Source organism: Ramlibacter sp. JJN2-2R (genome assembly GCF_057747835.1).
In genome coordinates this window covers 3772040-3786056 of sequence record NZ_CM173226.1, presented here as the reverse complement: position 1 = coordinate 3786056, position 14017 = coordinate 3772040, and the positions used below count along the sequence as shown (strand labels likewise).

The window sequence follows — 14017 nt, the reverse complement described above, 5'->3', positions numbered from 1 at the left end:
CGTGCTCACTGCAGCAGCTTCCGGCCGTCCCAGCCGGGCTGGTAGATGGGCGAGCTCTGGGCGGGCGCGCCGGCCCGCTGGAAGGGGGAGACGGGAGCGGCTTCCACCAGCACGCCGGTGGCCTGCTGCTGCACCGGGCAGCTGCCGGTGTCGATGTGCTGCAGGGCCGCCGCGAGCAGCGGCTCGTTGGTCGCGCCCAGGGCCGTGTTGGGGTTCTCCTGGACGCGGCACTGCACGGGAAAACCGCCGGTGTAATCGCCGAAGCCGAGCGAGTTGGACAACTGGAATTCGATCGGGAAGTAGGACTGGCCGCAATTATCCTTGCGGTGGAAGCCATAGGGCTTGCCGCAGGTGCGGTCGCCCACCAGGATCACCTGCACGCCGATGCCGCGCAGGCTGTTGATGATCGACTCGCTCGCCGAGCAGGTGTAGGTGGACGTCAGCACGTACAGGCGCGGCAGGTTCAGCTGCGGCAGCGGCGTGCCGCGCGGGTACTGCGCCTCCGCCGTCTCCACGCGGGAGGAGAACAGGAAGGTGCCGTTGGCGCTGTCCGTCGGGCGCTTGTTGCTGTACTGCGCGCGTTCGAAGACGCGGCCATCGACGCCGCCCCCGGCAACCATCGACGCCGCGGCCTGCGCGACGTAGAGGAAGCCGCCCGGGTTGTAGCGCAGGTCCAGCACGAGGTCCTGCACCGCCGCGTCGCGCAGCTGCGTGAAGGCGGTGATCAGCGCGTCCTGCGCGCCCTTGCTGTGCTCGTTGAACAGCACGTAGCCGACCTGGCGGCCGCCGCTGCTCAGCAGCGTCTTGGTCAGCGGCACCGGCGTGCGGCTGGCGGCCGACGGATCGCTCGTGGCCGAGCTCACGCCCTGCATGACGTCGGCGGCGGCGGCGGTCATCACCGTGCTGAACCGGTCCAGCGGCTGGCCGGATGCGTCCGGCGTGCGGACGAGCAGGGCATTGAAATAGCTCGCGACCGTGCTGTAGTTGGCGGCGTCCACGGGCTGGACGCGGTCGTACCAGAGGTAGGCCTCGTCGAGGTAGCTGCGCGCCCAGGCCTTTTCGCCTTCGGGCGTGCAGACGTTGGCCAGCGATGCGGACGAGGCGAGGGCGCTCGTCGTGACGGCCGTGGCCGTGCTGGCGGCCGTCGAGCCGCCTCCACCGCCCCCGCCGCAGGCCGACAGGGCGACGGCCAGCGAGACGGCGGCCAGGCGGGCTGCGCGGCGCAGCGGGACAACGACGGACACGGGCAACTCCACCATGGAGCGCCGATTATTGCCGTGCCAGGGCGGCTGATCAGCTCTGGAGCGCCAGCCCGGCGTGCTCACGCAACAGGTGGAAGTGGATCTTGGGGAATCGTTCCTGCGCCAGCCGCACGTCGTACGGCGAAGTGCAAAGAAATGCCAGGGCGTCGGCGGCGTCCAGCGCCATGCGCTGCGGGTAAGCATCCGTGAACGCGCGCAGTTCCTGCGGCGTGTCGGCGGTGATCCAGCGCGCCCCGGTGTACTGGCAGCCTTCCAGCCGGATGTCGGCGTCGTACTCGGCCTTCAGGCGGTGCTGCACCACCTCGAACTGCAGCTGGCCCACCGCGCCCAGCAGCATCGCGCCGCCGGCCTGCGGCCGGAAGACCTGGATCGCGCCTTCCTCGCCCAGCTGGGCCAGGCCCTGCTGCAGCTGCTTGGTGCGCAGCGGGTTCCTCAGCAGCACGGTCATGAACAGCTCGGGCGCGAAGAACGGCAGGCCGGTGAACTGCAGGTTGGCGCCGTCGGTGATGGTGTCGCCCAGCTGCACGCCGCCGTGGGTGGTGAAGCCGATGATGTCGCCGGCGTAGGCCTCGTCCACCGCCTCGCGCCGCTGCGACAGGAAGGTCACGACCGAGGTGGGCCGCAGCTCCTTGCCGGTGCGCTGCACCTTGAGCTTCATGCCCGGCGTGTACTTGCCCGAGGCCATGCGCACGAAGGCGATGCGGTCGCGGTGGTTGGCGTCCATGTTGGCCTGCACCTTGAACACCACGCCGGCAAAGTTGGGCTCGTCCGGCTGCACGATCTTCTCGACCGGCTGCCGGTTCACGACCAGCGAGCTCTTGCGCGGCTGCGGCGCCGGCGCCAGGTCGACCAGCGCGTCCAGCACCTCCATCACGCCGAAGTTGTTGACGCCCGAGCCGAAGAACACCGGCGTCTGCTTGGCGTCCAGGAAGGCCTGGTGGTTCCACTCGGGCGAGGCGCCCGTGGCCAGCTCCATGCTCTCGGCGGCCGCGTCGTACTCGCCGTCGAAGCGCGCGCGCAGCGTGGCGGCGTCCGACAGCGGGATGGTCTCGAAGTCCTGCGGGCGGCGCTCGCTGCCGGCCTCGAACACCGTCATCGCGCCGGTGCGCAGGTTCATGATGCCGCCGAAGCTCTTGCCCTTGCCCACCGGCCAGGTCATGGGCACGCAGGGCATGCCCAGCTCGCGCTCCACCTCGTCCAGGATGTCCAGCGGCTCGCGCACCTCGCGGTCCATCTTGTTGACGAAGGTGATGATGGGCGTGTTGCGCTGGCGGCAGACCTCGATGAGGCGCTTGGTCTGCGCCTCCACGCCGTTGGCCGCGTCGATCACCATCAGCGCCGAGTCGACGGCGGTGAGCACGCGGTAGGTGTCCTCGGAGAAGTCCTTGTGGCCCGGCGTGTCCAGCAGGTTGATCACGTGGTCGCGGTACAGCATCTGCATCACCGACGAGGCCACCGAGATGCCGCGCTGCTTCTCGATCTCCATCCAGTCGCTGGTGGCGTGGCGCGACGCCTTGCGGCCCTTGACCGCGCCCGCGATCTGGATCGCGCCGGAGAACAGCAGCAGCTTTTCCGTCAGCGTGGTCTTGCCCGCGTCGGGGTGGGAAATGATGGCGAAGGTGCGGCGGCGCCGGGTTTCGGCGGCGAAGGGCGAAGCGGACACGGGAAGAGGAGCTTTCGATGAGCTGCAAAGCGTTGCAGCCGGGCCCCTATTGTCGCCGATGGGTGTACCTTGGCCGGATGGCGAAGGCAGACGACACGGTGGTGCTGCAGGTGGACGGCCACGGGGTGGCGGTGAGCCACCCGGGCAAGATTCTGTTCCCCGCCGCGAAGCTCACCAAGCTGGACCTGGTGCAGTACTACATCGAGGTGGCCGAGGGGGCCCTGCGCGGGGCGGGCGGGCGGCCCTGCGTGCTGGTGCGCTATCCGCAGGGCATCGAGGGCGAGTTCTTCTTCCAGAAGCGCGCCCCGGCGGGACGGCCGCCGTGGGTCGAGGTCAGCACGATCCGGTTTCCGTCCGGGCGCACCGCGGAGGAGGTCGTGCCGCGCCACGCCGCCACGCTCGCCTGGATGGCCAACCTGGGCTGCATCGAACTGCACCCGCACCCGGTGCGCGCCGACGACCTGGATCATCCGGACGAGCTGCGCGTCGACCTGGACCCGGTGCCCGGCGTCGAATGGCCGCAGATCCGCGAGGTGGCGGCGATCGCGCGCGAGGTGCTGGTCGAACACGGCTTGCAGGGCTGGCCCAAGACGTCCGGTTCGCGCGGCATCCACGTGCTGGTGCGGATCGAGCGCCGCTGGAGCTTCGACCAGGTCCGGCGCGCGGCGCTGGCGCTGGCGCGCGAGGTCGAGCGGCGCGCGCCGCGGCTGGCCACCGCCCAGTGGTGGAAGGAGCAGCGGCAGGGCGTGTTCGTCGACTACAACCAGAACGCCAAGGACCGCACGGTGGCCTCCGCCTACTCGGTGCGTCCCAAGCCCGATGCGCGGGTCTCGACGCCGGTCACCTGGGACGAGCTGCCCTCGTGCGAGCCGGGCGACTTCACGCTGCTGACGGTGCCGGCGCGGCTGAAGCAGTTGGGCGATCCGCACGCGGGCATCGATGCCGCCGCCGGGTCGATCGATTCGTTGCTCGAGCTGTCGGCACGGCAGGAGCGCGAGGGGCAGGGCGACGCGCCCTGGCCGCCGCACTACCGCAAGCAGGCCGGCGAGCCGCCGCGCGCACCGCCGTCGGCCCTTCGACGCGGTTCGGGACAGGCACGCAAGGCCAAGCCGCTGGTGGAGGTGGCGCGGGCGGACCGCGAGGCCGATGCCATCGCCGCCGCGGAGGACTGGAAGCACAGGCACCCGAACGCGGCCGCCCACCTGGAGCCGGCCGACGTGCTGGTGGACCGCATGCGCGGCAGCTCGTCGCTGTGGTACCGGGTGCGGATCAACCTCGAGCACGTGCCGGCGCGGCTGCGGCCGAAGCAGGCCGGGGACGACAAGCCGGGCGAGAGCTGAAGGGGCTCACGGCATCGCGCGCCTTGCCAAACCGCGCTGCTGGATGCCGGGTCAAGCCCGGCATGACAACGGAGTGGCTCATGCGCGAGGCTTGTCAATGGGCAAGGCTGGTCAGGCACATAGCTTGTCATTGCGGGCTCGACCCGCAATCCAGCCCGGTGCCTGTCCAGACCGCGCTGCTGGATGCCGGGTCAAGCCCGGCATGACACAGGAGGAGTGCTGGATGCTGCCGGGTCGAGCCCCGCGGGATACAGGCGCGCCGCTGGATGCCGGGTCGAGCTCCGCGGGATACAGGCGCGCCGCTGGATGCCGGGTCCAGCCCGCATGCCAGCGGAGCGGCTCACTTCGTCTTGAACACCTGCTGCAGCTCGAACGGCGTCGCCGTCTCCAGCTGGTCGTAGCGGCAGTCCTGCGCCGGCTTGTCCGGGCGCCAGCGCACGAACGTGGTCGCGTGGCGGAAGCGGTCGCCCTGCAGGTGGTCGTAGCGGACCTCGCAGGCGCGCTCGGGACGCAGGGGCTCCCAGCCGAGGTCCTTGCCGCCGCTCCAGCGGCTCCTGGCGCCCGGCATGCGGTCCGCGTCGGCGGCGGTGGCCTGCGCCCAGTCGCGCCAGGGATGGTTGTCCATCGCGTTCTCGCGCAGGGGCGCCAGTTCCTGCGCGAGCTGGCGCCGCGTGTCCATGGTGAACGAGGACGTCACGCCCACGTGCTGCAGCACACCGGCCTCGTCGTACAGGCCCAGCAGCAGCGAACCCACCGCGTCCTGCGTGTCCTTGTACCAGCGAAAGCCGGCCACCACGCAGTCGGCCGTGCGGGCGTGCTTGATCTTGAACATCGCGCGCCTGGCCGGCTGGTAGGGAGCCTCGGCCGGCTTGGCCATCACGCCGTCCAGCCCGGCGCCCTCGAAGCGCTCGAGCCAGTCCTGGGCCTGCGCGCGATCCGTCGTCACCGGCGTGAGGTACAGCGGCGCCTTGGCCTGGCCGAGCAGGCGCTCCAGCCGCACGCGGCGCTCGCGCTGCGGCAGCTCCATCACCGACTTGCCGCCGGCCGCGAGCAGGTCGAAGGCGACGAAGCCGGCGGGCGTTTCCTTGGCCAGCCTGGCCACGCGCGAGGCCGCCGGGTGGATGCGCTGCTGCAGGGCATCGAAGTCCAGCCCCCGCGGACCCGCGACCACCACCTCGCCGTCGACGATGCAGCCCCTGGGCAGCTGCTCGGCGAGCACCTTCTCCAGCTCGGGGAAGTAACGGTTGAGCGGCTTGAGGTCGCGGCTCTGGATCACCACGCCATCGGGGCCGCGGAACACGAGCGCACGGAAGCCGTCCCACTTGGGCTCGAACAGGAAGCCCTCGCCCTCGGGCAGGGCGTCGGCGATCTTCGCCAGCATGGGGTCGATGGGGGCGGAGAACAGCGATGTGGTGGCCATGGGGAGGTTGTACCGCACCGGCGCGCGCTGCGCGGCCGGGCCGGCGCACGGTCGCGCTGAGGGGCGTGCGCCGGCCACACAACCGGGCCTTCGCGTCCTATAGTGACCCGCAGCTGCAGGAGCCCGCGATGCAACCTTCCGCGCCCGATCCGGCCCAGGCCTACGAAAGTTTTTTCGTGCCGGCGATGTTCCGACCCTGGGCCCGCCTGCTGCTGCAGGAAGCGCGGCTGGCGCCGGGCGAGCGCGTGCTGGACGTGGCCTGCGGCACCGGCATCGTGGCGCGCCTGGCCGTCGAAGCCGTCGGCCCGCAGGGCCAGGTGACGGGGCTGGACCTCAGCCCCGCCATGCTGGCGGTGGCCAGGTCGAGCGAAGCGACCGGGCGCGTGCGCTGGGTCGAGGGCAGCGCGCAGGCGCTGCCGTTCGAGGACGCGAGCTTCGACGTGGTGCTGTGCCAGCACGGGCTGCAGTTCTTCCCCGACCGGGTGCAGGCCCTGCGCGAGATGCGGCGCGTGCTGGTGCCGGGCGGCCGGGCGCTGGTGATGGTGCTGCAGTCGATCGACCGCCACGCGGTGTTCCAGAGCCTGATGACGGCGGTGGCCGGCGAACTGGGGCTGCCGCTGGCGCAGGTGGCGATCCCCTTCGCGGTGCCGGAGGCCGCCACCCTGGAGCTGCTGAACGGCTCGGCCGGCTTCCGCGGCGGCCGGGTGATCCCGGTCTCCACCGAGGTGCGCTTCGCCGACGCGGACCGCTTCGTGCCGACCGCGGTCGCGAGCTCGGCCGCGGCGATCCCCGCCTTCGCGCAGCTCCCGCCGGGCGACCGGGTGGCGATGCTGGAGCGCGTGCGCGAGGCCGTCGCGCCGACGCTGGCGGCCCATGTGCGCGACGGCCAGCTCGCGTTCACCATGCACGCGCACATCGCGGAAGGGCTCGCTTAGCTTGGCTCGGCGGTGGGTGCCTTCCGTATAATGCGCACCCATCCGAGGAGCGTTGCAGCGCCGCACGGCGTGAGGCTCGGACCCTTCGCAACGACGCTCACCCACTGTCCTGGTGCGGTGAGTCCCCGACCGACGCACCGGCAGTGGCTGACCCAAGACCTGGAGCCACCATGAACGCCGTTCTCAAGCCCACGCAAGACTGCGCCATCGCCGACCCCTCGCTCGCCGACTGGGGCCGCAAGGAAATCCGCATCGCCGAGACCGAGATGCCCGGCCTGATGGCGATCCGCGAGGAATTCGCCAAGAGCCAGCCCCTGAAGGGCGCCCGCATCACCGGCTCGCTGCACATGACGATCCAGACCGCGGTGCTCATCGAGACGCTGCAGGCGCTGGGCGCGCAGGTGCGCTGGGCCTCGTGCAACATCTTCTCCACCCAGGACCACGCCGCCGCGGCCATCGCCGCCAGTGGCACGCCGGTGTTCGCCATCAAGGGCGAGTCGCTGGAGGACTACTGGGACTACACGCACCGCATCTTCGACTTCGGCGCCAAGGGCAGCGAGGGCGAAGGCCCGAACATGATCCTGGACGACGGCGGCGACGCGACGCTGCTGATGCACCTGGGCAAGCGCGCCGAGAAGGACGCCTCGCTGGTCGCCGGCAACGGCCACAGCGAAGAGGAGCGCATCCTGTTCGCCTCGATCCGCAAGAAGCTGTCCGAGGACGCGACCTGGTACAGCCGCAAGAGCGCCCAGATCATCGGCGTGACCGAGGAGACCACCACCGGCGTGCACCGCCTGAAGGAAATGTCGGCCAAGGGCACGCTGATGTTCCGCGCGATCAACGTCAACGACTCGGTCACCAAGAGCAAGTTCGACAACCTGTACGGCTGCCGCGAATCGCTGGTGGACGGCATCAAGCGCGCCACCGACGTGATGGTGGCCGGCAAGGTCGCCGTGGTGGCGGGCTACGGCGACGTGGGCAAGGGCTCGGCCCAGGCCCTGCGCGCCCTGTCGGCCCAGGTGTGGGTGACCGAGATCGACCCGATCTGCGCGCTGCAGGCGGCGATGGAAGGCTACCGCGTCGTGACGATGGACTACGCCGCCGACAAGGCCGACATCTTCGTCACGGCCACCGGCAACAAGTCGGTCATCACCTACGCCCACATGGCGAAGATGAAGGACCAGGCCATCGTCTGCAACATCGGCCACTTCGACAACGAGATCGACGTCGCGTCGCTCGAGGCCCGGTGCAAGTGGGAAGAGATCAAGCCGCAGGTCGACCACGTGATCTTCGAGGACGGCAAGCGCATCATCCTGCTGGCCAAGGGCCGGCTGGTGAACCTGGGCTGCGGCACGGGCCACCCCAGCTACGTGATGAGCTCCTCGTTCGCCAACCAGACCATCGCGCAGATCGAGCTGTTCACGCACAGCGACTACTACGAGTCCGGCAAGGTATACGTGCTGCCCAAGCACCTGGACGAGAAGGTGGCGCGCCTGCAGCTGAGGAAGCTCGGCGCCCAGCTCACCGAGCTGAGCGAGGAGCAGGCCGGCTACATCGGCGTGCCCAGGCAGGGTCCGTACAAGCCGGACACGTACCGGTACTGATCGCTTTCTCCCTCTCCCTTCCGGGGGGAGGGCCGGGGTGGGGGCGCCCCCGCGCGTGCCCCTCACCCCAGCCCTCTCCCCGGAAGGGAGAGGGAGCAAGACGACCATGCGTGCCGACCAACTCCTCGTCCTGCGCGGCCTGGCCGCCACGCGCTCGCAGGCGCAGCGGCTGATCGCCGCCGGCCTGCGCTGGCATGACGGCCGGGCCTGGCACGAGGTCGCCAAGAACGGCGACGAGGTGCCGGACGCCGCGCGGCTCGAGCTGCTCGACGATGCCGAGGCGCGCTACGTGTCGCGCGGGGGCCTGAAGCTCGAAGGCGCGCTGCAGGCGGCGGGGCTCGACCCCGCCGGGCTGCGCTGCCTCGACGTCGGCCTGTCCACCGGCGGCTTCACCGACTGCCTGCTGCAGCGCGGCGCGGCGCGGGTGGTCGGCGTGGACGTCGGCCACGGCCAGCTGCACGAGCGCTTGCGCAACGACGCGCGCGTGGTGTGCATCGAAAAGTGCAATGCGCGCGAGCTGGACGAAGCGGCGCTGCGCCGGGCAGGCGAGGAGGCTGGGTTCGACCTGGCCGTGGGCGACCTGTCCTTCATCTCGCTCACGCTGGTGCTGCCGGCCATCGCGCCGCTCCTGCGGGACGGCGGGCGGCTGCTGATGCTGGTCAAGCCGCAGTTCGAGCTGCAGCCGGGCCAGCTGGGCAAGGGCGGCATCGTGCGCGACGAGGCGCTGTATCCGGCGGTGGAGCGGCGCATCCGCGATGCGTGCGGCGCCTGCGGCCTGGCGGTCGACGGCTGGTTCGACAGCCCCATCCGCGGTGGCGACGGCAACCGCGAGTTCTTTGTCCTGGCAACCAGGAGGTCCCGATGAATCTTCCGATCAGCCTCGAATTCTTTCCGCCCAAGACCGACGAGGGCGCCCAGAAGCTGCGCGCGGCGCGCAAGCAGCTCTATGCCCTGCGGCCCGAGTTCTGCTCGGTCACGTTCGGCGCCGGCGGTTCCACCCAGGAGGGCACGCTGGCCACGGTGCGCGAGATCATGGCCGAGGGCTGCCCCGCGGCCCCGCACCTGTCGTGCATCGGCCAGACGCGCGAGAGCATCCGCGAGCGCCTGGCGGCCTACGCGAGCGCCGGCGTGCAGCGCATCGTCGCCCTGCGCGGCGACCTGCCCAGCGGCTATGGGCTGGGCGGCGAGTTCCGCTATGCCAGCGACCTGGTGGCCTTCATCCGCGCCGAGACGGGGCGGCAGTTCCGCCTCGAGGTGGCGGCGTACCCCGAGGTGCACCCGCAGTCCAGGTCCCCCGACGCCGACCTGCAGGCCTTCCTGGCCAAGGTGGAGGCGGGGGCCGACGCGGGCATCACGCAGTACTTCTTCAACGCCGACGCCTACCTGCGCTATGTCGACGAGCTGCGCCGCCGCGGCGTGCAGGTGCCTGTGGTGCCGGGGATCATGCCGATCACCAGCTCCAGCCAGCTGCTGCGGTTCTCCGACGCCTGCGGCGCGGAGGTCCCGCGCTGGATCCGGCTGCGGCTGCAGGCCTTCGGCGACGACACCGCGTCGATCCGGGCGTTCGGGCTGGACGTCGTGACGGACCTGTGCGAGCGGCTGCGCGCCGGCGGCGCGCCGGGGCTGCACTTCTACACCATGAACCAGGCGGCGGCGACGGTGGAGATCTGTCGCCGCCTGGCGACCTGATGCGCGGCGCGTTCGCCTCGGCCCTGCTGCTCGCGTGCATCTGCAGCGCATGCGCGCAGTTGCCCGTTCCACAGGAGGGCACCGACTCGGTGCAAGGCACCGGATCGGTGCGCGAGGACGCCACGGCGGCGGGCTCGGCCACGCCGCAGGAGTTCCGCGGCCTCGCGTCCTGGTACGGACTGGGGTTCCACGGCCGGCGCACCGCCAGCGGCGAGCGGTTCGACATGAACGCGCTCACCGCGGCGCATCCCACGCTGCCGTTCGGAACGCGCGTGCGGGTGACCAACCTGCGCAACGGCCGCAGCGTCGAAGTGCGCATCAACGACCGCGGGCCGCACGTGGCCGGGCGCATCATCGACCTGAGCTTTGCCGCGGCGCGATCGCTGGGGCTGCTCACGTGGGGCGCCGCGCGGGTGGTCGTCACGCCCATGCCGCCGGTGGGCGGCTGACACGTTCCTGAAGGAGCGCGCCGGCGGGTGCCCTTCTTGCATGCGGCCCATCCGTTGGTTTTTCAACGGAGTAGAAAGAGCATGCAAGCAAGACCCTGGATGGCCGCCGCCCTGCTGGCGGCCGGTGCCGCCGCCCACGCCGCGGAATGGGGCGACACCGCCATCGGCTTTCGCACCGGTTCGAGGTTCGCCGAGCCGTTCGGCCGCAACGACGTCCACAAGAACATCGTCAGCCTCACGCACGCGAGCGGGTTCAAGTCGGGCACCAACTTCCTGAACGTCGACCTGCTGCAGTCCGACGGCAAGGACGCCCAGGCGCAGGAGGCGTACGTCGTCTACCGCTACACGCTGGACGTGGGCAAGGTGAGCGGCAAGTCGTTCGCCTTCGGCCCGGTGCGCGGCCTCGGCGCGACGGCCGGTTTCGACTGGAACACCAAGAACGACCCCGGCTACGGCTCGAGGAAGCGCATGCTGGTGCTCGGACCGACGCTGTTCCTCGACGTGCCCGGGTTCCTGAACGTCGGCGCCTACCTGCTGCACGAGAGCAACCAGCCGGTCGGCGTGGCGTCCCGCTACACCTACGACCTGCATCCGATGCTGGGCGCGAGCTGGGGCGTCCCGCTGGGCGGCGGCGTCGAGTTCGACGGCTACCTGAACTGGATCGCGCCCAAGGGCAGGAACGAGTTCGGCGGCGCCACCGCCACCGAGTTCAACTTCGACGGCCAGGTCATGTACGACGTGGGCACCGCGATGGGCATGGCCAAGAACTCACTGAAGGCCGGCCTGGAGTACCAGTACTGGCGCAACAAGTTCGGCAACGCGTACAAGGGCCCGGCCGGCTCCGGCGCGTTCGCCAGGACGCCGATGGTGCGCGTCGAATACCACTTCTGACGCGGCACGCTAGCCGCCGCCGCTCTCCACCACGTGCGCCTTGCCGCGCCCGCGGCCCAGCGCCTCCAGCACCTGGGGCAGGGCGGCCTGCAGCGCGGGCTTGAGGGTGTGCGGCGGGTTCACCAGGAACACGCCGCTGGCCGTCAGGCCCATCCGGCGCGGCTCGCCGGGGGCGGCGGGGGCGGCCTGCTCCGGCTGGCCGATCGCCAGCGTCGCATGCAGCCACGGCTTGCGGAACGAGTTGGCCAGGGTCTTGAGCTTGCGCGGCAGCTCGTGCGCCTCGGGCCGCGGGATCACCGGGTACCACACCATGTAGGTGCCGGTGGCGAACCGCTGCAGCGCGTCGCGCAGCACCGCGGGCACCTTGGCGTAGTCGGTCTTGATCTCGTAGCTCGGGTCGATCAGCACCAGCGCGCGGCGGCTGGGCGGCGGCAGCACCGACTTGAGCCCCTCGAAGCCGTCCTCGCGCGCGACGCTGACCTGGCGGCCGGCGCCCAGCTGCGCGATGTTGCCCGCCAGCGCGCCGCTGTCGGACGGGTGCAGCTCGTACAGCTTGAGCTTGTCGCGAACGTCGTGGCGCAGCAGGTGCTGGGCGATGAAGGGCGAGCCGGGATAGATGCGCCAGCGACCGTCCCGATTGAAGGCGCGTACGACGCCCAGGTAGTCGGCCAGCGCCGGAGCGAGCGCCTGCTCACCTTCCTGGGGCTTGCCGGCCGTGGCCGCGGCCAGCTTCAGGATGCCGTCGGCGGCCTCGCCGGAGGTGCCGGCATAGTCGCCGTCGAGCCGGTACAGGCCGGCGCCCGCGTGGGTGTCGACCACCCACAAGGGGGTGTCCTTCTGTGTCAGGTGGCGCAGCACGGCCACCAGCGCCAGGTGCTTCAGGACATCGGCGTGGTTGCCCGCGTGGAACCCGTGGCGGTAACTGAACATCCGGCGATCGTACCCCGTGACCACCCCGACCTTGCGGTAAGTGCTTGATTTGCCGTAGAATCTTGGGCTCTGCAGCGCCATCTGGGTCCCGCGGCAGATCAAGGGCAGGCCGTCGCGGCAGGCCCCGAACCCCCGCCTAAGAGGTCTTCGCAAGAAAGACACCGACCGCGGAAAAGGGCCCGCGAACTCCTCGAAAGCCTCACATGAAAACGTTCAGCGCCAAACCCGCTGACGTGACGCACGAGTGGTTTGTGATTGACGCCACCGACAAGGTGCTCGGACGTGTTGCCAGCGAAGCAGCACTCCGTTTGCGCGGCAAGCACAAGGCCATCTACACGCCTCACGTCGATACCGGCGACTTCATCGTCGTCATCAACGCCTCCAAGCTTCGCGTCACCGGCGCGAAGGAACTGGACAAGATGTACTACCGCCACTCGGGCTTCCCGGGCGGCATCCGTGCCACCAACTTCCGCGACATGCAGGCCAAGCACCCCGGCCGCGCGCTCGAGAAGGCCGTCAAGGGCATGCTGCCCAAGGGCCCGCTCGGCTACGCCATGATCAAGAAGCTGAAGGTCTACGGCGGCGCGGAGCATCCGCACACCGCCCAGCAACCCAAGCCGCTGGAAATCTGAGGAGCGCCCGAATGATTGGTGAATGGAACAACGGCACCGGCCGCCGCAAGAGCAGCGTGGCCCGTGTCTTCCTGAAGAAGGGCACCGGCAAGATCACGGTCAACGGCAAGGAGATCGAGAAGTTCTTCGGCCGCCAGACCTCGATCATGATCGTCAAGCAGCCGCTGATGCTGACCAACCACGCCGAGACGTTCGACATCCAGGTCAACGTGCACGGCGGCGGTGAATCCGGCCAGGCCGGCGCCACCCGTCACGGCATCACGCGCGCCCTGATCGACTACGACGCCACGCTCAAGCCGGCGCTGTCGGCCGCGGGCTTCGTGACCCGCGACGCGCGCGAAGTCGAGCGCAAGAAGGTCGGCCTGCACTCCGCACGCCGCCGCAAGCAGTTCAGCAAGCGCTGATCGGCCTGCGCCCCCGTTACAAAGCCGCACAAGTTCGCTTGTTGCGGCTTTGTCGTTTCAGGGCATGCTCGTCTCCTAGCTCATGCGTTGGAAGCTCCTCCGTCGCCGCCTGACCATCAGCGCACCCCAGATGAAGGTGCGCAGCACGCTCTCCTGGCCCCTGCGGTGGGTGGGGATGGCGATGGTGCTGGGCTTTTGCGCCGCCATCAGCCTGTGGACCTTCGAGCTCGGCAAGAGCCTCGCGGGCGTGGGCACGGGCGACAAGGACGAGCTGCAGCAGCTGCGCGCCGAAGTCGGCCGCTTGCGCGGCGAGCACGACAAGGCGCAGTCCATCCTCAACACGTCGGGCATCGCCCTCACGGCCGAGCGCGCCGCCCAGGAGCGGCTGGCGGCCCAGGTGCGCCAGCTCGAGGGCGAGAACCGGCGCCTGCGCGACGAGCTCGGATTCTTCGACAAGCTGATGCCCGCCAGCGCCAACGCGCCGGTGGCCATCCGTGGCCTGCAGGCGGAGATGCTGCCGGGCAGCCAGATGCGCTGGCAGGTGCTGGTGATGCAGGCGGCGCGCAACGCCCCGGAATTCCATGGCCAGCTGCAGCTCTTCGTGGACGGCACGCTGGACGGCAAGCCCTGGTCGATGGACCTGCCGGGCGGGGCGCGCGACCTTCGGTTCCGCCAATACGGCCGTCTGGAAGGCACGGTCGACCTGCCGAGCCAGGCCGTGGTAAAAAACGTGTCCGCCAAGGTGGTGGAGGGGTCGGCCACCCGAGCCGTGCAGAGCATCAAGCTCGGCGCCTGACC

The 14017-nt window shown here is 70.3% G+C and carries 14 protein-coding genes and 1 riboswitch; of the genes, 10 read left to right on the top strand and 4 right to left on the bottom strand.

Features of this window, described 5'->3' with window-relative positions; genetic code table 11:
* Positions 1–5 precede the first annotated feature (5 nt).
* A complete protein-coding gene (locus tag AC3ANR_RS18380) occupies positions 6–1244 on the bottom strand; it encodes a S41 family peptidase (RefSeq protein WP_488289549.1) in 1239 nt (412 codons plus the stop codon).
* Positions 1245–1293: 49 nt separating this feature from the next.
* Positions 1294–2925, bottom strand: coding sequence for a peptide chain release factor 3 (locus tag AC3ANR_RS18375; protein WP_488289548.1), 1632 nt, complete (start codon positions 2923–2925; stop codon positions 1294–1296).
* A gap of 77 nt (positions 2926–3002) precedes the next feature.
* Between AC3ANR_RS18375 and ligD the strand changes: the two genes are divergently transcribed.
* Positions 3003–4265: a non-homologous end-joining DNA ligase gene (ligD, locus tag AC3ANR_RS18370; RefSeq protein ID WP_488289547.1), complete on the top strand. Its 1263-nt coding sequence runs from the start codon at positions 3003–3005 to the stop codon at positions 4263–4265.
* 340 nt (positions 4266–4605) lie between these two features.
* Here ligD and AC3ANR_RS18365 read toward each other — a convergent pair whose 3' ends face one another.
* Complete coding sequence (locus AC3ANR_RS18365) at positions 4606–5685, bottom strand: ATP-dependent DNA ligase (RefSeq protein ID WP_488289546.1); 1080 nt, start codon at positions 5683–5685, stop codon at positions 4606–4608.
* A gap of 128 nt (positions 5686–5813) precedes the next feature.
* On the opposite strand from AC3ANR_RS18365, the gene AC3ANR_RS18360 reads away from it, so the two are divergent.
* The 6 genes from AC3ANR_RS18360 (at position 5814) to AC3ANR_RS18335 (ending at position 11253) form a co-directional block, all read left to right on the top strand.
* Positions 5814–6620: a methyltransferase domain-containing protein gene (locus AC3ANR_RS18360; protein ID WP_488289545.1), complete on the top strand. Its 807-nt coding sequence runs from the start codon at positions 5814–5816 to the stop codon at positions 6618–6620.
* Positions 6621–6658: 38 nt separating this feature from the next.
* A riboswitch (S-adenosyl-L-homocysteine riboswitch) is annotated at positions 6659–6726 on the top strand.
* A 64-nt stretch (positions 6727–6790) separates the two neighbouring features.
* Positions 6791–8224, top strand: coding sequence for an adenosylhomocysteinase (ahcY, locus tag AC3ANR_RS18355; RefSeq protein WP_488289544.1), 1434 nt, complete (start codon positions 6791–6793; stop codon positions 8222–8224).
* A 106-nt stretch (positions 8225–8330) separates the two neighbouring features.
* Positions 8331–9089 (top strand): TlyA family RNA methyltransferase, encoded by a 759-nt coding sequence (locus AC3ANR_RS18350; protein WP_488289543.1) that lies wholly within the window; start codon positions 8331–8333, stop codon positions 9087–9089.
* The gene (gene metF / locus AC3ANR_RS18345; RefSeq protein WP_488289542.1) at positions 9086–9913 is read left to right on the top strand and encodes a methylenetetrahydrofolate reductase [NAD(P)H]; all 828 of its coding nucleotides are present in this window, start codon (positions 9086–9088) and stop codon (positions 9911–9913) included. The genes AC3ANR_RS18350 and metF overlap by 4 nt, the downstream gene beginning before the upstream one ends.
* Complete coding sequence (locus tag AC3ANR_RS18340) at positions 9913–10362, top strand: septal ring lytic transglycosylase RlpA family protein (protein WP_488289541.1); 450 nt, start codon at positions 9913–9915, stop codon at positions 10360–10362. Before metF ends, AC3ANR_RS18340 begins: the two co-directional genes overlap by 1 nt.
* Before the next feature lie 81 nt (positions 10363–10443).
* Positions 10444–11253, top strand: a complete 810-nt coding sequence (locus tag AC3ANR_RS18335; protein WP_488289540.1) for an outer envelope protein — start codon at positions 10444–10446, stop codon at positions 11251–11253.
* Positions 11254–11262: 9 nt separating this feature from the next.
* On the opposite strand, the gene AC3ANR_RS18330 is transcribed toward AC3ANR_RS18335, so the two are convergent.
* The gene (locus AC3ANR_RS18330; protein ID WP_488289539.1) at positions 11263–12183 is read right to left on the bottom strand and encodes a 23S rRNA (adenine(2030)-N(6))-methyltransferase RlmJ; all 921 of its coding nucleotides are present in this window, start codon (positions 12181–12183) and stop codon (positions 11263–11265) included.
* A gap of 203 nt (positions 12184–12386) precedes the next feature.
* Between AC3ANR_RS18330 and rplM the strand changes: the two genes are divergently transcribed.
* The 3 genes from rplM to AC3ANR_RS18315 all read left to right on the top strand — a co-directional run bounded on the left by rplM (position 12387) and on the right by AC3ANR_RS18315 (position 14015).
* Positions 12387–12815 (top strand): 50S ribosomal protein L13, encoded by a 429-nt coding sequence (gene rplM / locus AC3ANR_RS18325; protein WP_458541658.1) that lies wholly within the window; start codon positions 12387–12389, stop codon positions 12813–12815.
* An 11-nt stretch (positions 12816–12826) separates the two neighbouring features.
* Positions 12827–13219: a 30S ribosomal protein S9 gene (gene rpsI, locus AC3ANR_RS18320; protein ID WP_488289538.1), complete on the top strand. Its 393-nt coding sequence runs from the start codon at positions 12827–12829 to the stop codon at positions 13217–13219.
* A gap of 82 nt (positions 13220–13301) precedes the next feature.
* Positions 13302–14015 (top strand): DUF6776 family protein, encoded by a 714-nt coding sequence (locus tag AC3ANR_RS18315; protein WP_488289537.1) that lies wholly within the window; start codon positions 13302–13304, stop codon positions 14013–14015.
* The last annotated feature ends 2 nt before the right edge of the window (positions 14016–14017 follow it).